This window comes from Paracoccus indicus (assembly GCF_003056335.1).
Taxonomy (GTDB): domain Bacteria; phylum Pseudomonadota; class Alphaproteobacteria; order Rhodobacterales; family Rhodobacteraceae; genus Paracoccus; species Paracoccus indicus.
Map to the genome: position 1 here is coordinate 277,462 of NZ_PYWA01000001.1, position 20,871 is coordinate 298,332.

Below are 20,871 nucleotides of genomic sequence, written 5' to 3' on the forward strand. Positions count from 1 at the left end.
CCCCAACCGAATGCAAGGCCACAAGCGATGCTGTCATACCTGATCCGCAGATTGCTGATCTCGATTCCGACCCTGATCCTGATTTCGATCTTCGTCTTCGCGCTGCAGAAGATGCTGCCCGGCGATCCGGTGCTGGCCCTTGCGGGCGAGGATCGCGACCCCGAAACGCTGAACCGCCTGCGCGAACTCTATCACCTGAACGACCCGATCTGGATGCAGTACCTGATGTGGGTCAAGGGTGCGCTGCAGGGCGATCTGGGCCAGTCCATCCGCACCGGCCTGCCCGTGACCGAGATGATCGCATCGAAGCTGCCGGTCACGATCCAGCTGGCGGTGATGTCGATGATCTTCGCGACCGTGATCGGGATCCCGGCGGGCATCCTCTCGGCGGTCAAAAAAGGCACCGCCACCGACTATGTCGCCAATGTCGTGGCGCTTTCGGGGCTGTCGATCCCCAACTTCTGGCTGGGCATCATGCTGATCCTGCTGGTTTCAGTGAAATGGCAGCTGCTGCCGGCCTCGGGCTATGTGCCGCTGAGCGAGGATCCGCTGCAATCCATCAAGACGATGCTGATGCCGTCCTTCGTTCTTGGGACCGCGCTTGCGGCATCGCTGATGCGGCATACCCGTTCGGCCATGCTGGGCGTGCTGCGCCAGGATTACGTCCGCACCGCCCGCGCCAAGGGTCTGGCCGAACATACCGTCGTCATGCATCACGCCTTTCGCAACGCCCTGACCCCGGTCGTGACGCTGGCGGCGCTGCTGTTCGGCGAATTGATCGCGGGCGCGGTGCTGACCGAGCAGATCTTCACCATTCCGGGCTTCGGCAAGATGGTCGTCGATGCGGTCTTCAACCGCGATTACGCCGTCGTTCAGGGCGTGGTGCTGGTCACCGCACTTGGCTTCATGCTGATGAACCTCGTGGCCGATGCGGCCTATGTCCTTTTGAATCCGCGACTGAGGGTGGGCTGATGACCGATATGACCGCCGATCCGGTGCTGGAACGCCGCCCCCGGTCCCGCGTGTGGCGCAAGCTGCGGGGCCATCGCAGCGCCCTTCTGGGTGCCATCATCGTGGGCATTTTTGCCTTGCTGGCGATCGCCGCACCGATCCTGCCCTTCCCCGACCCCGCCGCCGCCGATTGGGGCGCGATCCGCCAGCCCCCCTCGGCCGCGCATTGGCTGGGCACGGACGAGCTGGGCCGAGACCAGCTGTCCCGCATGATCTGGGGGGCGCGGGCGTCCCTGATGGCAGGCGTGGTGTCGGTGGCCATCGCCATCGCCATCGGCGTGCCGCTTGGCATCCTTGCGGGCTATTTCGGCGGCTGGACCGATGCCGTCATCTCGCGCTGCACCGAGGCGCTGCTGGCGATCCCCTTCTTGATCCTCGCCATCGCGCTGGCCGCCTTCCTGGGCCCATCGCTGACCAATGCGATGATCGCCATCGGCATCGCCGCGACGCCGGTCTTCATCCGCCTGACGCGCGGTCAGGCCATCAGCGTCGCCGCCGAGGATTACGTCGAAAGCGCCCATGCCATCGGGCTGCGGACCCCCGTGATCCTGCGCCGCTACATCTTTCCCAACGTCCTGCCCCCCGTTCTGGTGCAGGCCACGCTGACCATCGCCAGCGCCATCATCGCCGAGGCGTCACTGTCCTTCCTGGGGCTGGGGCAGCAGCCCCCCGCACCCAGTTGGGGCGCCATGCTGAACACCGCCAAGAACTTCATGACCCAGGCCCCCTGGATGGCCATGTGGCCGGGCATCGCGATCTTCCTGGTGGTGCTGGGTTTCAACCTTTTGGGCGACGGGCTGCGCGATGCGCTGGACCCGCGCGAAGACTGACAGGATTTCCGAGATGAGCAATTTCACCACCCGCCCCGACATCCGCGGCACTTTCGGCACCGTCGCATCGACCCATTGGATCGCCTCGCAGACGGGGATGGGCATCCTGGAACGCGGCGGCAATGCCTTCGACGCCGCCGTCGCCACCGCCCTTGTCCTGCAGGTGGTCGAGCCGCATCTGAACGGCCCCGCAGGCGATCTGCCCGCCATCATCCATGTCGCCGAAACGGGCGAAACCCGCGTGCTCTGCGCGCAAGGCGTGGCCCCCAAGGGTGCGACGATGGACCATTACCGCGAACACTTCGGCGGCGGGCTGATCCCCGGATCGGGCCTGCTGGCCACCGTGGTGCCCGGAGCCTTCGACGGCTGGATGCTGATGCTGCGCGATCACGGCAGCCTCGAGGTCGCGGATGTCATGGCCCCCGCCATCGGCTATGCCCGCGACGGTCACCCGATGCTGCCGCGCGTCGCCAATACAATCGCGGGGCTGGCCGATTTCTTCCGCAACGAATGGCCCAGCAGCGCGCAGACATGGCTGCCCGATGACATCGCGCCCACCGAATGGGCGCTGTTCCGCAACCCCGACCTGGGTGCCACGTGGCAGGGCCTAGTCGATGCCGCAACCGGCGACACGCGCGAGGCGCGGATCGACGCCGCCCGCAAGGCATGGTCGCAAGGCTTCGTGGCCGATGCGATCTGCGACTATCTGGCCGATGCCAAGGTGATGGACGTGTCGGGAACGGCGCATTCTGCAGTGCTGTCGCGTCAGGATCTGGCCGAATGGCAGGCCAGTTGGGAGGATACCCTGTCCATCGACTATCACGGCTGGACCGTGCACAAGACCGCCCCCTGGTCGCAGGGGCCGGTGATGCTGCAAGGGCTGCAGATCCTCAAGAACTTCGATCTGGCCGCAATGGACCCGATGGGCGCCGAATTCGTCCATACCGTGACCGAGGCGATGAAGCTGGCCTATGCCGACCGCGAGGCCTATTACGGCGATCCGGATTTCTTCGACATCCCGGTGGATGCCCTGCTGTCGCCCGAATACGCCGCCGAACGCGCGAAGCTGATCGGCGATACCGCCAGCATGGAACAGCGCCCCGGCCGCATTGCCGGTCTGGAACATCTGGCCGATGACGCGATCCAGCGCGCCGCGACCAATTTCAACGCCGCACGCGGGGCCAGCGCGGGCGAGCCGACCATGGCGCATCTGACCGAAAAACGCGGCGATACTGTGCATATCGACGTGATCGACAGGTGGGGCAACATGGTCAGCGCCACGCCCTCGGGCGGCTGGCTGCAATCCAATCCCGTCATCCCGGGCCTGGGCTTCCCGCTGAACAGCCGCGCGCAAATGTTCTGGCTGCGCGACGGCCTGCCCACCAGCCTGACCCCCGGGGCACGTCCGCGCACGACGCTGACGCCCTCGCTTGCGGAAAAGGACGGCACGCGCATCGCCTTCGGCACGCCGGGCGGCGACCAGCAGGACCAATGGCAGCTGATCTGGTTCCTGCGCTATGTCCACCACGGGCTGTCGATGCAGCAGGGCATGGATGCGCCGCTGTTCCACACCGCGCATTTCCAGTCCAGCTTCTATCCCCGCGACGCGAAGCCGGGCGAGTTGATGGTCGAACCCAGTATGGGCGAGGCGGCCATCGACGGCCTACGCGCCCGCGGCCACAAGGTCGTCGTCTCGGAACCCTGGAGCATCGGGCGGCTGACCGCGGCCCGCCGCGAGGCCGACGGCATGCTGACCGCCGCAGCCACCCCGCGCCTGATGCAGGCCTATGCGGTGGGGCGCTGATCATGACATGGTCGTTGATCGCGCGCGATCGGGACACGGGGGCCTTGGGGATTGCAGTCGCCAGCCGGTTCTTCGCCTGCGGCTCGCTGGTTCCCCATGTGGGACCTTCGGCGGCCTTCGCGACCCAGGCTTTCGTCAACCCGGTCTGGGGCACCGAGGGCCTGCGTCGTCTTGAAGCCGGCGAGGCCGCGACGCAGGTTCTGGCCGATCTGGTGGCCCGCGATGCGGGTGCCGCGCAGCGTCAGGCACACCTGATGGACGCGGATGGTCGCGGTGCCGTCCACACGGGTGGCGAATGCATCGATTGGGCCGGACACCTGATGGGGGATGGCTTCTCGATCGCGGGCAACATGCTGGCCGGCCCGCAGGTGCTTGACGAAACGGCGCGCGTCTACCTGGAATCATCGGCGCTGGCGTTTCCCGAGAGGCTGCTGGCCGCGATGATGGCGGGCGAGGCTGCGGGCGGCGACAAGCGTGGACGTCAGGCGGCGGGGCTGCGCATCCACCACGGACAGGACCATCCGTGGCTGGACCTGCGCGCCGACGACCACGGCGATCCGCTGGCCGAACTGTCGCGCCTGCTGCGCGTGGCCCGCGAACGCTATCTGCATGTCGCTCGGATCATGCCCACCGCGGATCGTTTCAGCGGCGACCCCGATCGCAGCGAAACCGACGCCCGCATCGCAAGGGCCGAGGCGGCCCGGATCGCGGCGGGACAGCCAAGCGCCTCATTCGCGACCGACCCCTGAAATGCTTGCGCCCGGACGCGATTTTGCCAATGAGCAGCCAAGGCGCAACAACCGGAAAGCACAGATGGCCACGCCTGCCGATGAACTGGACGCGGTGATCCAAGCACTTGCCCCCATCCTTGCCGACGCCGCCCGCAGGGATGGTCGCCTGCCCCCCGAACGCGCGCTGACCGACATGCTGGGCGTCTCGCGCCGCAGGCTGCGGCTGGCGCTGGATCGGTTGCAGCGCGACGGCGCCGTCTTTCGCCGCCACGGGCAGGGCACCTTCGTCACGCCGCCTCCGCGCCCCGACAGCGGCCGGTCGCGCCTTCTGGCGGGGCAGCTGACGCTGGAACAGCTGATGGACGTCCGCCGCCAGATCGAACCCCGCCTGGCACAGCTGGCCGCAGCGCGCGCCCTGCCCGATGAGATCGCCAACCTTCAGGTCCTGATGCAGCGGTCGCGCGATGCCGGGAATGCGCATGATTACGACCTGGCCGACGAGGTCTTTCACTATCGCATCGCCGAACTGGCCGGAAACCCGCTGTTCCTTGAAATCTTCGACCTGATTCGGAACATGCGCCAAGAGGCTGGCTGGCGCGAACGGCGTGCCGAGACCAACGTCCCGCAGGTCGTGGCGGCCCTGGGCCAACAGCATCAGCGGATCTTCGATGCCATTGCGGCGGGCGATGTCGCGGGCGCCGGTCAGGCCCAGCTGCTGCACATGGATTACGTGGCCTCGGCGATTCACGTGAAACCCTAGCCATCGCCCGGCCTGCCTTCCGCACGGGCGCCGATGCCAAAGAAAAACCCCCGCAAGCACGAAGCTTGCGGGGGTTTTTAATGGTGCCCAGGAGAGGACTCGAACCTCCACGTCTTGCGACACACGGACCTGAACCGTGCGCGTCTACCAATTCCGCCACCTGGGCAGGTGGTGTAAGCGGCTGATTAAAGAGAGTTACGGGGGGCGTCAATGCGATTCCGACATGTTTGCGAAAGTTTTTTGCGAAATCGTCATTCGCAGGTCGAAACACCCTGCGGGACAGGGCCTGCGCCGCCGTGCCGCCTTGCCGCAGCCCCCACCTATGAGTAAGGATCACGCCAACAATCGGCACGTAAGGAGGCGAGACGCCCATGGCGAAACTGGTCACGATCTTTGGCGGGTCTGGCTTTGTCGGTCGGCAGGTTGCCCGACTGATGGCAAAGGAAGGCTGGCGCGTAAGGGTTGCGGTCCGCCGCCCCGACGAGGCGCTGTTCACCCGCACCTATGGCGCGGTCGGGCAGGTCACGCCCGTTCTGTGCAACATCCGCAGCGAAGCATCCGTCCGTGCCGCCCTGACCGGCGCCGATGCCGCCGTCAATTGCGTCAACATCCTGTCCCCCGAGGGCAAGAGCAACTTTTCCAACGTCTTCCACGAGGGCGCCGAACATATCGCCCGCATCGCCAAGGAACTGGGCGTCGCGCGGCTGGTGCACCTCTCGGGCCTTGGCATCGATACCGAATCCGACAGCGCCTATATTGCCGCCAAGTCGCGCGGCGAAGAGGCCGTGCTGGCGCAATTCCCCGATGCGGTCGTGCTGCGCCCCTCGGTGATCTTCGGGGCCGACGACAACTTCTACAACCGCTTTGCCGGCATGACCCGCATGGGTCCGGTGATGCCCATCGTCGGCGGCAAGACCCGCATGCAGCCCGTCTATGTCGAGGATGTGGCCCGCGCCGCCGTCATGGGCGCGACCGGCACCGCCGCCCCCGGCATCTATGAGCTGGGCGGCCCCGACGTGCTGACCCTGCGCCAGATCGTCGACCAGGTGCTGAAGGCCACCCATCGCCGCAAGCTGGTGGCGAACATGCCCTTCGGGCTGGCCAAGCTGGGATCGATGGGCCTGGGCGTTGCGCAGACGCTGACCGGCGGGCTGTTCACCAACCCCCTCAGCCGCGATCAGCTGGCCCTGCTGCGCGAGGACAATGTCGTCAGTGACGATGCCAAGGGGTTTGCCGATCTGGGCATCCAGCCCGTCGCGGCCGAGGCGGTGCTGGACGACTATCTGTGGCGCTTCCGTCCTTCGGGACAATATGACGCCATCAAGGATTCCGCCAAGAACCTGCGCAACAACTGATGGAACACAACACGATTGTCGCGGCGGTCCTGGGCATCCTCGAGGGCCTGACCGAATTCATCCCGGTCTCATCCACCGGGCACGTTCTGCTGGCCGGGCATTTCCTCGGCTTCGAATCACCCGGTCGTGCCTTCGAGGTGGTGATCCAGCTGGGTGCCATCGCCGCCATCCTGGGCGTCTATGCCGGTCGCATCTGGCAGATCCTCAGCCATGCGCCCCATGATCCTGCCGCGCGGCGCTTCGTTGCCGCCGTGCTGCTGGCCTTCCTGCCCGCCGTGGTCATCGGCCTTGCCGCGCATGACTTCATCAAGACGGTGCTGTTCGAAACGCCGATGCTGATCGCGGTCATGCTGATCCTGGGCGGCTTCATCATGCTGTGGGTCGACCGCCGCGTGACCGACCCCACCTATCACCGGGCCGAGGATTTCCCCTTGGGCATGGCGCTGAAGATCGGCTTCTTCCAGTGCATCGCCATGATCCCCGGCGTGTCACGGTCGGGGGCGACCATCGTGGGTGCCCTGCTGATGGGCGCGGACAAGCGATCCGCCGCCGAATTCAGCTTCTTCCTGGCCATCCCGACGATGCTGGGCGCATTCACTTTGGACCTGATCAAGAATCGCGATATCCTTGATGCTGCGGCCTTGGGCAATATCGCCATCGGCTTCGTCACCGCCTTCATCAGCGCCGTCTTCGTGGTGCGCTGGTTGCTGGGATACGTCTCGCGGCACGGCTATGGGCTGTTCGCTTGGTGGCGGATCATCGCGGGAACCGTGGTTTTGCTGGCACTGGCCGCCGGTAGGTAAGCAAAGCTGACGCACTTTCATGCTGGCGGCCGAAGATTTATGACCGCCAGCGCGAAAAACTGGCATTTAGGTCAGCACTGCTGACTTTTCATTGCAAATGCCTTGGTTTAAGCCAACTGCGGAAGGTCCTGTAGGGAGACAGCGCAGCCATGGCCACGCAAAAGATGCTCAAATTCACCTCGACGCCGCGCGAAATGCCCGAGAAACGCTCGGCCAACGAACGCAGCGAGGATTTCCACGAGATCTATCGTGAATTTGCCGACGCCAAGGCGACCGAGCAGTCCAGCCGCTGCAGTCAGTGCGGCGTCCCCTATTGCCAGTCGCATTGCCCGCTGAACAACAACATCCCCGACTGGCTGCGCCTGACCGCGGAAGGCCGCCTGCTTGAGGCCTATCAGGTCAGCCAGGCCACCAATACCTTCCCCGAGATCTGCGGACGCATCTGCCCCCAGGACCGCCTGTGCGAGGGCAATTGCGTCATCGAACAATCCGGCCACGGCACCGTCACCATCGGTGCGGTGGAGAAATACATCACCGACACCGCATGGGACAACGGTTGGGTCCAGCCCTTCGCCCCCGAACAGGAGCGTGCCGAATCGGTGGGCATCATCGGTGCCGGACCGGGGGGCCTGGCCGCTGCCGACATGCTGCGCCGTCAGGGTTTCCAGGTCACCATCTATGACCGCTATGACCGCGCGGGCGGGCTGATGACCTATGGCATCCCCGGCTTCAAGCTGGAGAAGGACGTCGTCATGCGCCGCAACCAGCTGCTGGCCGACAGCGGCGTGGAATTCGTGCTGAACTGCAACGTGGGCGAGGACATCAGCTTCGACGCCATCCGCGGCAAGCATGACGCGGTGCTGATCGCCACGGGCGTCTACAAGACCCGCGATCTGGACATCGACAACACCGATGCGGGCGGTGTCGTCCGCGCCATCGACTATCTGACCGCCAGCAACAAGATCGACTTCGGCGACGACGTGCCCGACTTCGAGGATGGCGAGCTGAACGCCAACGGCAAGCGCGTCGTCGTCATCGGCGGCGGCGACACGGCCATGGACTGCGTGCGCACGGCCATCCGCCAGGGCGCGCAATCGGTCAAATGTCTCTATCGCCGCGACCGCGCCAACATGCCGGGTTCGCAGCGCGAGGTTCAGAACGCCGAGGAAGAGGGCGTCGAATTCGTCTGGCTGTCGGCCCCGGGTCAGTTCACCGGCCATGTGACCGGCGACATGGCCACCGCGCAGGAAAGCGATGTCGCGGGCAACCCGCAGATCGCATCCGTACGCATCCAGAAGATGCGCCTTGGCCAGCCCGACGTCAGCGGTCGCCAGTCCCCCGAACTGATCGAGGGTGCCGATTACGACGAACCCGCCGAGCTGGTCATCAAGGCCCTGGGCTTCGAGCCCGAGGATCTGCCCAAGCTCTGGGGCGTCGACGGTCTGGAAGTGACCCGTTGGGGCACCATCAAGGCCAATTTCCAGACGCATCACACCTCGATCCCCGGCGTCTTCGCGGTGGGCGACATCGTGCGCGGCGCAAGCCTTGTGGTCTGGGCGATCCGCGACGGGCGCGAGGCCGCAGCCTCGATCGGGCAGTTCCTGCTGGGCGATGCCCGCGTGGCGGCAGAGTAAGCCCGCCATGATGCAGCATCTTGCGACATCATTCCTGGCAGGGCTGGCGCTGAGCGCCCTGCCCCTGCAGGCGGCGACCTTCACGCCGCCCGCGGGCTGCAACCTGCAGATGACGGTTCAGAACCGCGGCTGTTCGGTCAGCCAATACTACATCTGCGACGCCGACCCCGAGGGGTATCAGCGCAGCGCGATCTTCGGCAAGGACGGGATGTTCCACAGCTCGGTCATCGACGCCGAGACCCGCTGGATCGAAAGCACCTCGCCCATGTCGGGCATCACCGACACGCTGGTCGAGGGTGCCGCCGACGAGGCCAGCCTCTCGACCCTGCTGGCGACGGGCCGCGACGATTTCGACTTCGACACCCGTGCCAATGACGGCGTGGTGCTGAACCAGAAGGGCTTCGACGTGCTGACCGGCGAAACCGTCCAGATCGACGGCCAGCAGCTGGAACGGACCGAGTTCCAGCTGACCACCACCGGCCCCGACGGGAACCTGATCAGCGAACGCCGCGGCACCCAGTTCATCAGCCGCGAGTTCGGCCGCTTCTTCGGCGGCATCGAATCGCGCACGGATGCCTCTGGCGAACAGACCAAGACGAATGACAGCCCCGTTCTTTTCGCCTTTCCCGGCGACAAGGGCTTTGGCGACACCACCCCACAATTCGACTGCGATCAATTGCTGACGCAGATCTTGCAGGAAAGGGCCGCATCATGAACAACGATTGGCAAGAACAAGAGCAGGCCCGCCGCGACTGGATGGCCAAGAACAGCCTTTACCGCGAAGAGGACGAACATTCCTCCTGCGGGGTCGGCCTGGTGGTCAACATCGACGGCAAGGCCAGCCGCAAGGTCGTGCAATCGGGCATCGATGCGCTGAAGGCCATCTGGCACCGGGGCGCGGTCGATGCCGACGGCAAGACCGGCGACGGCGCGGGCATCCACGTCCAGATCCCGGTCCCCTTCTTCTATGACCAGATCCGCCGCACGGGCCATGAACCCGACCACGACAAGCTGATCGCCGTGGGCCAGGTCTTCCTGCCGCGCACGAATTTCGCCGCCCAGGAAGCCTGCCGGACCATCGTGGAATCCGAGGTCCTGCGGATGGGCCACTATATCTATGGCTGGCGCCACGTGCCGGTCGATACCAGCGTGCTGGGCGAAAAGGCCAACGCCACCCGTCCGGAAATCGAGCAGATCCTGATCCGCTGCGAGAAGGACATCGACCACGTCCAGTTCGAGCGCGAGCTTTACGTCATCCGCCGCCGCATCGAAAAGGCCGCCATCGCGGCGCAGGTGCCGCAGCTGTATTTCTGTTCGCTGTCCTGCCGGTCGATCATCTACAAGGGCATGATGCTGGCCGAACAGGTCGCGGAATTCTATCCCGACCTCAAGGACGAGCGTTTCGAATCCTCCTTCGCGATCTATCACCAGCGCTATTCCACCAATACCTTCCCGCAATGGTGGCTGGCCCAGCCCTTCCGCATGCTGGCCCATAACGGCGAGATCAACACGCTGAAGGGCAACCTGAACTGGCTGCGCAGCCACGAGATCCGCATGGCCTCCAGCGCCTTCGGCGAAGCGGCCGAGGACATCAAGCCGATCGTCCCCGCCGGATCCTCGGACAGCGCCGCGCTGGATTCGGTCTTCGAGGTGCTGGTCCGTTCGGGGCGCAGCGCGCCGATGACCAAGACCATGCTGGTGCCGGAAAGCTGGTCCAAGGCCACGACCGACATGCCCCAGGCCTGGGCCGACATGTATGCCTATTGCAACGCCGTGATGGAGCCGTGGGACGGCCCCGCCGCCCTTGCCATGACCGACGGTCGTTGGGTCTGCGGCGGTCTGGACCGCAACGGTCTGCGCCCGATGCGCTATGTCGTGACGGGCGACAACCTGCTGATCGCGGGTTCGGAAATGGGCATGGTGCCGGTCAACGAAAGCAATGTCGTCGAAAAGGGCGCGCTTGGTCCGGGGCAGATGATCGCCGTCGACATGTGGGATGGCAAGCTCTACCACGACACCGAGATCAAGGACCGCCTGGCCGCCAGCCAGCCCTTCGGCGAATGGATCGAGAAGGTCGTCCAGCTGAACGACATCATGCGCGACCTGCCGGAAACCGCGCTGCACACGGGCGACGAGTTGCGCCGCCGCCAGACGGCCGCCGGTTTCACCATGGAGGAACTGGAACACGTCCTGGCCCCCATGGCCGAGGACGGCAAGGAAGCCATCGCCTCGATGGGCGACGACACGCCGCCCGCGGTCCTGTCCAACCAGTATCGCCCCATGAGCCATTTCTTCCGGCAGAACTTCAGCCAGGTGACGAACCCGCCCATCGACTCCTTGCGCGAAACGCGCGTGATGTCGCTGAAGACGCGCTTTGGCAACCTCAAGAACGTGCTGGACGAAAGCAGCAGCCAGACCGAGATCGTGCTGCTGGAAAGCCCCTTCATCGCCAACGGCGAATTCGCCGAGATGGTGAAGATGTTCGGTGAGACCGTCACCTTCATCGACTGCACCTTTGCGGATGGCGCCGGACCCGACGCCCTGGGCGAAGGTCTGGCCCGCATCCGCGCCGAGGCCGAGGACGCCGTGCGTTCGGGCGCAGGCCATCTGGTCCTGACCGACAAGGCTCAAGGCCCCGACCGCGTGGCGATGCCGATGATCCTTGCGACCAGCTCGGTCCACAGCTGGCTGACGCGCAAGGGTCTGCGGACCTTCTGTTCGGTCAACGTGCAATCGGCCGAATGCATCGACCCGCATTACTTTGCCGTGCTGATCGGCAGCGGCGCGACGACCGTGAACCCCTATCTGGCGCAGGATTCGATCAACGACCGGATCGAGCGCGGCCTGCTGACCGGCAGCCTGATCGACAACATGCGCCGCTATCGCGCGGCCATCGACGCAGGCCTGCTGAAGATCATGGCCAAGATGGGCATCTCGGTGCTGTCGTCCTATCGCGGCGGGCTGAACTTCGAGGCCGTGGGTCTGTCCCGCGCCATGGTTGCCGAATATTTCCCCGGCATGCAGTCGCGCATTTCCGGCATCGGCCTGCACGGGCTTCAGGCCAAGCTGGAGGAACTGCACCAGAAGGCCTATCACACCAAGGACAGCGAGATGCTGCCGGTCGGCGGCTTCTACAAGCTGCGCCGCGCGGGCGAAAAACATGCTTGGGAAGCCAATACCATGAAGATGCTGCAGGTGGCCTGCGAAAAGGCCAGCTATGACATCTGGAAGCAGTTCAGCGCCACGATGCGGGCGAACCCGCCGATCCACATCCGCGACCTGCTGGACATCAAGCCGCTTGGCAAGTCCGTCCCGATCGAGGAAGTGGAAAGCATCACCAGCATCCGCAAGCGTTTCGTCACGCCCGGCATGTCCCTTGGCGCGCTGAGCCCCGAGGCGCATATGACGCTGAACATCGCGATGAACCGCATCGGCGCGAAATCCGACAGCGGCGAAGGCGGCGAGGCCCCCGAGCATTCGCATCCGCTGCCCAACGGCGACAACCCCTGCGCCAAGATCAAGCAGGTGGCCTCGGGACGCTTCGGTGTCACCGCCGAATACCTGAACGCCTGCGAGGAACTGGAGATCAAGGTCGCCCAGGGTGCCAAGCCCGGCGAGGGCGGCCAGCTGCCCGGCATGAAGGTCACCAAGCTGATCGCGCGGCTGCGTCACTCCACGCCGGGCGTGACGCTGATTTCGCCGCCGCCGCACCACGACATCTACTCGATCGAGGATCTGGCGCAGCTCATCTATGACCTGAAACAGATCAACCCACGCGCCAAGATCACCGTCAAGCTGGTGGCTTCCAGCGGCGTCGGCACGATCGCGGCGGGCGTGGCCAAGGCCAAGGCCGACGTCATCTTGATCAGCGGCCATAACGGCGGCACCGGGGCATCCCCCGCGACATCGGTGAAATTCGCCGGTCTGCCGTGGGAGATGGGTCTGACCGAGGCGCATCAGGTTCTGGCCATGAACCGCCTGCGCGAACGCGTCACCCTGCGCACCGATGGTGGTCTGCGCACGGGCCGCGATATCGTCATGGCCGCGATGATGGGTGCCGAGGAATACGGCATCGGCACCGCCGCCCTGATCGCCATGGGCTGCATCATGGTCCGCCAGTGCCAGTCGAACACCTGCCCGGTGGGCGTCTGCACCCAGGACGAAAAGCTGCGCGCCATGTTCACCGGATCGGCGGACAAGGTCGTGAACCTGATCACCTTCTACGCCCAGGAAGTCCGCGAGATCCTGGCCGAGATCGGCGCACGCTCGCTGGACGAGGTGATCGGCCGCGCCGACCTCTTGACCCAGGTCAGCCGCGGTGCCGCGAACCTGGACGATCTGGACCTGAACCCGCTGCTGATCACCGTCGATGGCGCGGAAAAGATCGTCTATGACCGTTCCAAGCCGCGCAATGCCGTGCTGGAGACGCTGGACAGCGAAATCGTCAAGGACGCCGCCCGCTTCTTCGAGGATGGCGAGAAGATGCAGCTGTCCTATGCGGTGCGCAACACGCAGCGCACGGTCGGCACGCGCACGTCCAGCATGATCGTCCAGAAGTTCGGCATGCGGAACAACCTGCAACCCGACCACCTGACGATCCGGCTGACGGGCAGCGCCGGTCAGTCCCTTGGCGCCTTCGCGGCTCCGGGCCTCAAGATCGAGGTCTCGGGCGATGCCAACGACTATGTCGGCAAGGGCCTGTCGGGCGGCACCATCGTGGTGCGTCCGCCGATGGCCAGCCCGCTGGTCGCCGCCGACAACACCATCATCGGCAACACGGTGCTTTACGGCGCGACGAACGGCTACCTGTTCGCGGCGGGCCGTGCGGGCGAACGCTTTGCGGTCAGGAACAGCGGCGCATCCGTGGTGATCGAGGGTTGCGGCAGCAACGGTTGCGAATACATGACCGGCGGTGTCGCCGTGATCCTGGGTCGCATCGGGGCGAATTTCGGCGCAGGCATGACGGGGGGCATGGCCTATCTCTATGATCCCGAAGGCCTGGCGCGCGATTACATCAACCCCGAGACGCTGGTCATGTGCCCTGTCACGCAAGAACATTGGGAAGATCAGCTGAAGGGCCTGATCGAGCGTCACCTGAAGGAAACCGGATCGCGCCGCGCCGACGACATCCTGTCGAACTGGGATCGCGAAAAGCGAAACTTCCTGCAGGTCTGCCCGCGCGAGATGCTGTCGGCCCTGCCCCATCCGATCCAGGCGGTGCAGGAACCGGATGCGGTTCCTGCTGAATAAGATCTCGAAAGCGGCCCCTCGGGGCCGCTTTCTCAATTCGGCTGGCGGGCGACGGTCCGGCAGGTGGTTTCCGCGGCATCAACCCGCGTCAGGGTCGCCTCTTCCCCCTTGGCCCACCATTCCCACATCCCCGAGACATAGCGCGCCCCCGATGCCGCGACGACATTCACGAAGACCACCTCCTCGCCCTCCAACGGGATGATCGCCAAGCTGTTGGCACCGGCCTCGACATAGCGGACCGCCAGATCACGTCCGTCGTCGCATCGATATCGCGCGGCGGTCACGGTCGCATCCGATGTCAGCGGCAGCGTCAGGGCCAGCCGGGCATGGGCCGCGCCACAAGTCACCAGCAGGCCCAGACCCGCCCCGATCAATCCACGCATATCGTCTCCTTTCACGTCATTGGCCCCGCAGGATCACGCAGGGGCGCGGGCGTGACAAGGTCATGGAACTTGACGCTTGGGCGCGCTGCATGGGACATGCCAGCATGATTCCCCGCAGCCCGCCCCAGGCTCCATTCAACGACGCACCCCCGCCACCACGCCGTCGCCGCGCCTGGCGGCGGCTTGCGCTGTTCTGGTTCCGTTTCATCCTGCTCAGGGCGTTGCTGGTCATGGCGGGGTCGGTCACGCTCTATGCCTTCGTGAACCCGCCGCTGACATGGACGATGGTCGGCGCGGCGCAGCGTGATCCGCTGGTCGATCGCGCATGGGTGCCGCTGACCGGCATCGCGCCCGTCATGCGCCGTTCGGTCGTCGCCGCCGAGGACGCGAATTTCTGCAACCACTGGGGCTTCGACATGGCCGAGATCCGCAAGGTCGTGGCCTCGGGTTCCAGCCGGGGGGCGTCGACCCTGACGCAGCAGACCGCCAAGAACGCCTATCTGTGGCAGACCCGCAGCTGGGGTCGCAAGGCGGTCGAGACCGCCCTGACCCCGATGATCGAGGGGCTATGGTCCAAGTCGCGCATTCTGGAGGTCTATCTGAACATCGCGGAATTCGGTCCGGGCATCTTCGGGATCGAGGCCGCCGCCCGCGAATATTTCGCCACCACCCCCAATCGCCTGACCCGCGTGCAGGCCGCGCGGCTGGCGGCCGTCCTGCCCGCCCCCCGCAGCCGCAGCCCGCATGCCGCATCGGCCCGGTCGCGGGCCATCGCCGACGGGGCCGCCACCATCGGGCGCGACGGTCGGGCGGATTGTTTCCAACGCGACATGGCGCCCTGATCCCCTTCGGTTGAAAGCGGCCATGCTGGCGCGTATCAAGATGGCGTTGCGATAAGAAACAAAGGTCTCGAGCAGTCCATGAACAACAATACGCAGACCACGCGACTGTATCACACCGCGCTGTCCCCCTATTGCCGCAAGGTCCGCCTTGTGCTGGCAGAAAAGAAGATCGAGGTCGAACTGGTCGAGGAGCGCTATTGGGAAAGCCCCCCCGACCTGAAACGACGGAACCCCGCCGGCAAGCTGCCGGTCCTGCGCTATCGCGGGAACCTGCTGTCGGAAAGCCAGGCCATCGTCGAATACCTGGACGAGGCGATGCCCTCGCCCTCGCTGATGCCCAGCACGCCTTTGGAACGCCACGAGGTGCGCCGCCTGTGCGCCTGGTTCGACGACAAGTTCCATACCGAGGTCACCCAGCCCATCCTGAACGAGCGCGTCTGGAAGAAGGTCACGCGGTCGGGATACCCCGACAGTCGCGTCGTCAAGGACGGGTTGCGCGCGATCAAGGAGCATATCGACTATCTGACGGGCCTGCTGGAAACGCGCCGCTGGCTGGCTGGAAACGCGATCAGCCTGGCGGATTTTACGGCGGCGGCGCATTTTTCCTGCCTCGATTACATTTCGGACGTCGATTGGGACCGCTCCGAGATGCTGCGCGACTGGTATGCGACGATCAAGTCGCGCCCGGCGTTCCGGTCCGTTTTGGCCGATCAGGTGCCGGGCATCCATCCGGCCGCGCATTATGCCGAGCTGGACTTCGGATAAGCCCGAGGGGGGCGGGATGCGTCCCGCGACGGCCGGGGGCGCTTCGCCCCCCGGACCCCCCGAGGGTATTTGGGCAACCAAGAAAGCCGAGATCGAAGCCGAGGCGAAGGCCGTCGGATTTTCGCGCATGGGGGTGACGACCACGGATGCCGTGCCCGGACTGGCCAACAGGCTGGCGGCATTCCTCGAGGCGGGGCGTCACGGGCAGATGGGCTGGATGGCCGAGCGGACGCATTGGCGCGGCGATCCGCAGGCGCTGTGGCCCGAAGCGCGTTCCGTGATCATGCTGGCCGAGCTTTATACCCCCGATCATGATCCCCTGGCCGTGTTGGATCAGCCCGACCGGGCGGCGGTCAGCGTTTACGCTCAGGGCAAGGATTACCACGATCTGGTCAAGAAGCGGTTGAAGCGTCTTGGGCGCTGGATGCTGGAGAGATCGCCGGGTCATCAGATCAAGGTTTTTGTCGATACGGCCCCGGTGATGGAAAAGCCCTTGGCGCAGGCGGCGGGCCTGGGCTGGCAGGGCAAGCACACGAACCTGCTGTCGCGCGAGCTTGGCAGCTGGTTCTTTCTGGGGGCGATCTTTTCGACGCTGCCGCTGCCGCCCGATGCCCCCCAGCAGGACCATTGCGGGTCCTGTCGCGCCTGTCTGGACGTCTGTCCGACGGGGGCGTTCCCCGCGCCCTTCCAGCTGGATGCACGGCGCTGCATTTCCTATCTAACGATCGAGCACAAAGGCCCCGTCGATCCCGAGCTTCGGCCCCTGATGGGCAACCGCATCTATGGCTGCGACGACTGCCTGGCGGTCTGTCCTTGGAACAAGTTCGCGCAATCGGGGTCCGAGATGCGCTATCGCGGGATCATCGAGGCTCCGCCCTTGGCCGAGCTGGCGATGCTGGATGACACGAGCTTTCGGGCGCGGTTTTCAGGCAGTCCAATCAAGCGGATCGGGCGGGACCGTTTCGTGCGCAACGTGCTTTATGCGATCGGCAATTCCGGGGATGCGGCGCTGTTGGGTGTGGCGCGGGGATTATGCGGCGATTCTGATCCGACCGTGGCGGATGCGGCGGCCTGGGCCGTGGGGCGGCTGGCAGGCTAAAGCAGGAAGTCGTCGCCCGTCAGGGTCAGCGTGCCCCCTAACCGGATCAGCATGTCGGCCTGATGGTCGCCGTTCAGGTCGATCAGCACATGGGTCTGCGATCCGGTCTGTTCCCAATGCAGCGACCTGCCGCCCCGGAAATCACCGTCGCTGGCATGGGACAGGTTCAAAGGGCGAAGGTCCAGGCGGTCAATGCCGGGCCGGAAATCGGTAATCAGGTCGGCGGCATTCACCCGGCTGTCGGCGGCCTTTGTGAAGCGGAAGGTGTCGCGCCCCGCGCCCCCCTCCAACCGGTCGGCGCCCATGTTGCCGATCAGCGTGTCGTTGCCGCCGCCGCCCTTCAGCGTATCGTTGCCCGCACCCCCTGTCATGCGGTCCGCGCCGAACTGGCCGAACAGGCGGTCGTTCCCACCTCCTCCGTTCAACACGTCGTTGCCACCCTGACCATAGAGGAGGTCGCGGCCATTGCCCCCGTCCAAGGTGTCGCGGCCGCCGCCGCCGTAGAGCTGGTCGTCTTGCGCACCGCCCCGCAGCCGGTCGTTGCCTCCGCCCGCAAGCAGGGTGTCGTTGCCCAGATCGCCCGATAGGGTGTCGTTGCCGCCACCGGTCTTCAACAGGTCGTTGCCGCGTCCGCCCGACAAGAAGTTGTTGCCGCCAAAGGTGATCAGCGTGTCGTTGCCGCCATGACCGATCAGACGGTCGTTGCCGCCATTCCCCATCAGCCGGTCGTCACCGCCCTGCCCAAGCAGCGTATCGTTGCCCTTGTGCCCGAACAGACGGTCGTTGCCGTTGCCGCCACGCAGAATGTCGTTGCCCTGCCCGCCCAGCAGCCTGTCGTTGCCGTCATTGCCGAACAGGCGGTCGTCCTGCTTCCCTCCTTCCAGCGTGTCGTTGCCGTCATCGCCATAGAGCCAGTTGCGGCCGGTGGTGCCGCGCAGGAAGTCGTCGCCCTCATCCCCGTGCAGGGTATCGTTGCCACCGCCGCCGATGAGACGGTCGTTGCCAAGGCCGCCGAACAGCAGATCGTTGCCCGCGTTGCCGAACAGCGTGTCGTCGCCCCCTTCGCCGTAGATCAGGTCATCGTCACCGCCCCCGAAGAGAAAGTCGAAGTCGTCGCCGCCGAACAGCGTATCGGCACCGACATCGCCGCGCAGGGTATCGCGACCCGCGCCGCCGCTCAGCAGATCGTCGCCCTGTTGACCCAGCAGAAGGTCGTCGCCATCCCCGCCGTCAAGCGTGTCGTCGCCCTGACCGCCCTGTAGCCTGTCCGCATCGCCATCGCCGTCGATCCGGTCGTCGCCGTCATCGCCCATCAGGCTGTCGCGGCCCGCCCCACCTTGCAGGACGTCATTGCCGTCGCCACCATGAAGCGTGTCGTTGCCATCATCGCCGATCAGGGTATCGCGGCCCCCGTCGCCATAGATGAGGTCGTTCCCGCCCTGCCCCGACAGGCTGTCATTGTCGTCGCCACCCGACAAATGGTCGGCCCCCGCGCCGCCCATAAGGGTATCGTTGCCCGCATCCCCCAGCAGGCGGTTGTCGCCCAGAAACACCTGAAGCCAGTCGTCGCCGTTGCCCCCCGACAGGGTGTCGTCCCCATCATCGCCGTAAAGGACATCATCGCCGTCGCCGCCATAGATCAGGTCATTGCCCGCGCCGCCATAAAGCGTGTCATCGCCCGCATCGCCGTAGAGCAGGTCGTCATCGTCATCGCCATACAGCAGGTCGTTGCCCTGATCGCCGAACAGCGTGTCGCGCCCTGCGCCGCCCCACAGCCGGTCGTCACCCGCACCGCCGCGCAGAACGTCATGGCCAGCCTCGCCCTTCAGGCTGTCGCTGCCCGATCCGCCCGAGACGGTGTCATTGCCCGAACCCGCCATGATCATCTGCGGTCCCGCCGTGCCCAGCAGTCGGTCGCTGCTGGCCGTTCCGAACAGCCATTCGGGCTGATCGGAGGGGGTGCCGTCGGGGTCGATATCCTCGGGGTACAGATCGGGCAGATCGTAATGCGCGATCGGGAAAAGCGCGTTCGAGAAGTCGGCGATGCTCAGCGAACGTCCGTCGCGGGTCTGGATGTCAAGGATCGTTTCCCCATAGACGATCATCACGCCATTCGCGGTGGGGATGAAGCGCAGCTGCCAGATGCTGCGGATGGTGCCCAGCATCGACAGGTCCAACCGGTCGACCCCGTGGTCGTAATCCAGAATGGTGATACGCCCCTGAAGGCGCGACGGCACGAAGGTGTCGGCGCCCGTCCCCCCCACCAGCGTGATCGAGCGGCTGCCCGCAACCAGGATATCGTCGCCGGCCCCACCCTCCAACCGGGTGGTCGTGGCACCGGCCACCAGCAGGTCGCCGCCATTGCCGCCCTTGACGGTGCCCGCGCCCGCGAAGCCGGTCTTTCCGATCGGGCCGGGCTGGAAGACCAGTTGGGTAATGCCCGTTTCGGTCGAGGATGCGACGAACAGCATGATCCGACCGTCGCGCACCAGCGCCTGGATGTCGCTGACATCGGCCAGGGTCATGGCGTCGGTGTCGACGATGGTTTCCAGGTGCAGCAGGCGCCCATCCGGCAGCACGGTGAAGACCGAGATCCCGTCGTCGGCCCCGCCCGCGAAGACGAAGCTGCGCCCGCCCATCTGCACCGTTTCCAGCGCGGTGACGGATTGGAAGCGGGTCGTGCCTTCGTCAAGCACATGATCCGTGGTCGTCAGCCGCCCTTGGGCATCCAGACGAAAGACGGTCAGCGATCCGGACCCCGAGCCCGCCACCACGACGAAGGTCCGCCCCCCCGAAACGACCGTGCCCAGATCGGTCGGTGTGTCATAGCCCGCCCCCTGCGCCGCCACATGCAGTCTGGCCGTCCCCAGCACGCCTGTCGCCGACATCAGATGGGTCGAGATGAAGTTTCCCCCCGCCGAGACCGCAATCAGCATCTGCTGACCATCGACCGCGACATCCACGATCCGGTCCAGCGTGGCATCGACGCTGCCTTGCGGCACCGGCAGATCGGCCTTGCCCCGCGCCGTCAGCTTGCCGTCCGCGGCGACCAGATGCGTCTGCAGCCGCATGCCGCCGTCCTGCGCGGAATAGATGATGTTGCCCTGCGCCGTCTGGACCTGCCCCAAGGCCGTCAGCGATGTGCCAAGGTCGTTCTTGAATAGGGCCTGGAACTGGCCAAGCGCCCCGTTGCCCGACCGCAGTTCGGTCGCCTGATCCGCGATGCCGCCCATCTGGGCGACATGCACCATGCTGCGGTCGTCCAGTTCGATGACCGACAGCTGCGGTGGACCCTGATAGGTCGCATCGTCCAGATAGGCCCGGTTCCGCAACGCGGCGATCTTCTTGTCAGGGGCCGTCACCGCATAGCTGCTGATCCCGCCGCCCAACTGATTTGCCGCGACCAGCATCGTCTGTCCATCGACCTCGACCGTGGCAAGGTCGGTGATGTTGGACAGCCATCGTTGTTGCGTGACACCAAAGGTGGTCACGTGACGATACTCGATCATGACATTTCGGATATGTGCCGCAAAACCTGCGGGGTGACTTGGGATAGGCTAAAGATGGGCTTAGCCTATCCCTTTGGCTAGTCCGTGTTCCGTTG

The 20,871-nt window shown here is 65.5% G+C and carries 15 protein-coding genes and 1 tRNA gene; 13 read left to right on the top strand and 3 right to left on the bottom strand.

Features of this window, described 5'->3' with window-relative positions:
- Nucleotides 1–27: 27 nt before the first annotated feature.
- The 5 genes from DDE75_RS01465 to DDE75_RS01485 all read left to right on the top strand — a co-directional run bounded on the left by DDE75_RS01465 (nt 28) and on the right by DDE75_RS01485 (nt 5,136).
- Entirely contained in the window at nt 28–972 is a 945-nt protein-coding gene (locus tag DDE75_RS01465) for an ABC transporter permease (RefSeq protein ID WP_108500601.1), read from the top strand.
- Nucleotides 972–1,841, top strand: coding sequence for an ABC transporter permease (locus tag DDE75_RS01470; RefSeq protein ID WP_108500602.1), 870 nt, complete (start codon nt 972–974; stop codon nt 1,839–1,841). The genes DDE75_RS01465 and DDE75_RS01470 overlap by 1 nt, the downstream gene beginning before the upstream one ends.
- A gap of 13 nt (nt 1,842–1,854) precedes the next feature.
- Entirely contained in the window at nt 1,855–3,645 is a 1,791-nt protein-coding gene (locus DDE75_RS01475) for a gamma-glutamyltransferase family protein (protein WP_108500603.1), read from the top strand.
- 2 nt (nt 3,646–3,647) lie between these two features.
- Complete coding sequence (locus tag DDE75_RS01480) at nt 3,648–4,394, top strand: DUF1028 domain-containing protein (RefSeq protein WP_108500604.1); 747 nt, start codon at nt 3,648–3,650, stop codon at nt 4,392–4,394.
- Nucleotides 4,395–4,458: 64 nt separating this feature from the next.
- Entirely contained in the window at nt 4,459–5,136 is a 678-nt protein-coding gene (locus tag DDE75_RS01485; protein ID WP_162798868.1) for a FadR/GntR family transcriptional regulator, read from the top strand.
- A gap of 81 nt (nt 5,137–5,217) precedes the next feature.
- On the opposite strand, the gene DDE75_RS01490 is transcribed toward DDE75_RS01485, so the two are convergent.
- A tRNA-Leu gene (locus DDE75_RS01490) sits at nt 5,218–5,302 on the bottom strand.
- A 205-nt stretch (nt 5,303–5,507) separates the two neighbouring features.
- On the opposite strand from DDE75_RS01490, the gene DDE75_RS01495 reads away from it, so the two are divergent.
- The 5 genes from DDE75_RS01495 to gltB all read left to right on the top strand — a co-directional run bounded on the left by DDE75_RS01495 (nt 5,508) and on the right by gltB (nt 14,178).
- Complete coding sequence (locus tag DDE75_RS01495; protein WP_108500606.1) at nt 5,508–6,491, top strand: complex I NDUFA9 subunit family protein; 984 nt, start codon at nt 5,508–5,510, stop codon at nt 6,489–6,491.
- Nucleotides 6,491–7,294 carry an undecaprenyl-diphosphate phosphatase gene (locus tag DDE75_RS01500; RefSeq protein ID WP_108500607.1) on the top strand — a complete coding sequence of 268 codons (804 nt, stop codon included), beginning with the start codon at nt 6,491–6,493 and terminating at the stop codon, nt 7,292–7,294. The genes DDE75_RS01495 and DDE75_RS01500 overlap by 1 nt, the downstream gene beginning before the upstream one ends.
- Nucleotides 7,295–7,443: 149 nt before the next feature.
- Nucleotides 7,444–8,928 carry an NAD(P)-dependent oxidoreductase gene (locus DDE75_RS01505; protein ID WP_108500608.1) on the top strand — a complete coding sequence of 495 codons (1,485 nt, stop codon included), beginning with the start codon at nt 7,444–7,446 and terminating at the stop codon, nt 8,926–8,928.
- A 7-nt stretch (nt 8,929–8,935) separates the two neighbouring features.
- On the top strand, nt 8,936–9,643 hold the full coding sequence (locus DDE75_RS01510) for a hypothetical protein (RefSeq protein ID WP_108500609.1): 708 nt from the start codon (nt 8,936–8,938) through the stop codon (nt 9,641–9,643).
- Complete coding sequence (gltB, locus tag DDE75_RS01515; RefSeq protein ID WP_108500610.1) at nt 9,640–14,178, top strand: glutamate synthase large subunit; 4,539 nt, start codon at nt 9,640–9,642, stop codon at nt 14,176–14,178. Before DDE75_RS01510 ends, gltB begins: the two co-directional genes overlap by 4 nt.
- A gap of 32 nt (nt 14,179–14,210) precedes the next feature.
- Here gltB and DDE75_RS01520 read toward each other — a convergent pair whose 3' ends face one another.
- On the bottom strand, nt 14,211–14,561 hold the full coding sequence (locus tag DDE75_RS01520; protein WP_108500611.1) for an MliC family protein: 351 nt from the start codon (nt 14,559–14,561) through the stop codon (nt 14,211–14,213).
- A gap of 104 nt (nt 14,562–14,665) precedes the next feature.
- Between DDE75_RS01520 and mtgA the strand changes: the two genes are divergently transcribed.
- The 3 genes from mtgA (at nt 14,666) to queG (ending at nt 17,267) form a co-directional block, all read left to right on the top strand.
- Entirely contained in the window at nt 14,666–15,403 is a 738-nt protein-coding gene (gene mtgA / locus DDE75_RS01525; RefSeq protein WP_108500884.1) for a monofunctional biosynthetic peptidoglycan transglycosylase, read from the top strand.
- A gap of 78 nt (nt 15,404–15,481) precedes the next feature.
- On the top strand, nt 15,482–16,168 hold the full coding sequence (fzlA, locus tag DDE75_RS01530) for an FtsZ-binding protein FzlA (RefSeq protein ID WP_108500612.1): 687 nt from the start codon (nt 15,482–15,484) through the stop codon (nt 16,166–16,168).
- A 16-nt stretch (nt 16,169–16,184) separates the two neighbouring features.
- Complete coding sequence (queG, locus tag DDE75_RS01535; RefSeq protein WP_108500613.1) at nt 16,185–17,267, top strand: tRNA epoxyqueuosine(34) reductase QueG; 1,083 nt, start codon at nt 16,185–16,187, stop codon at nt 17,265–17,267.
- Here queG and DDE75_RS17735 read toward each other — a convergent pair.
- Entirely contained in the window at nt 17,264–20,776 is a 3,513-nt protein-coding gene (locus DDE75_RS17735; RefSeq protein ID WP_272482559.1) for a calcium-binding protein, read from the bottom strand. The genes queG and DDE75_RS17735 overlap by 4 nt on opposite strands.
- Nucleotides 20,777–20,871 lie beyond the last annotated feature (95 nt).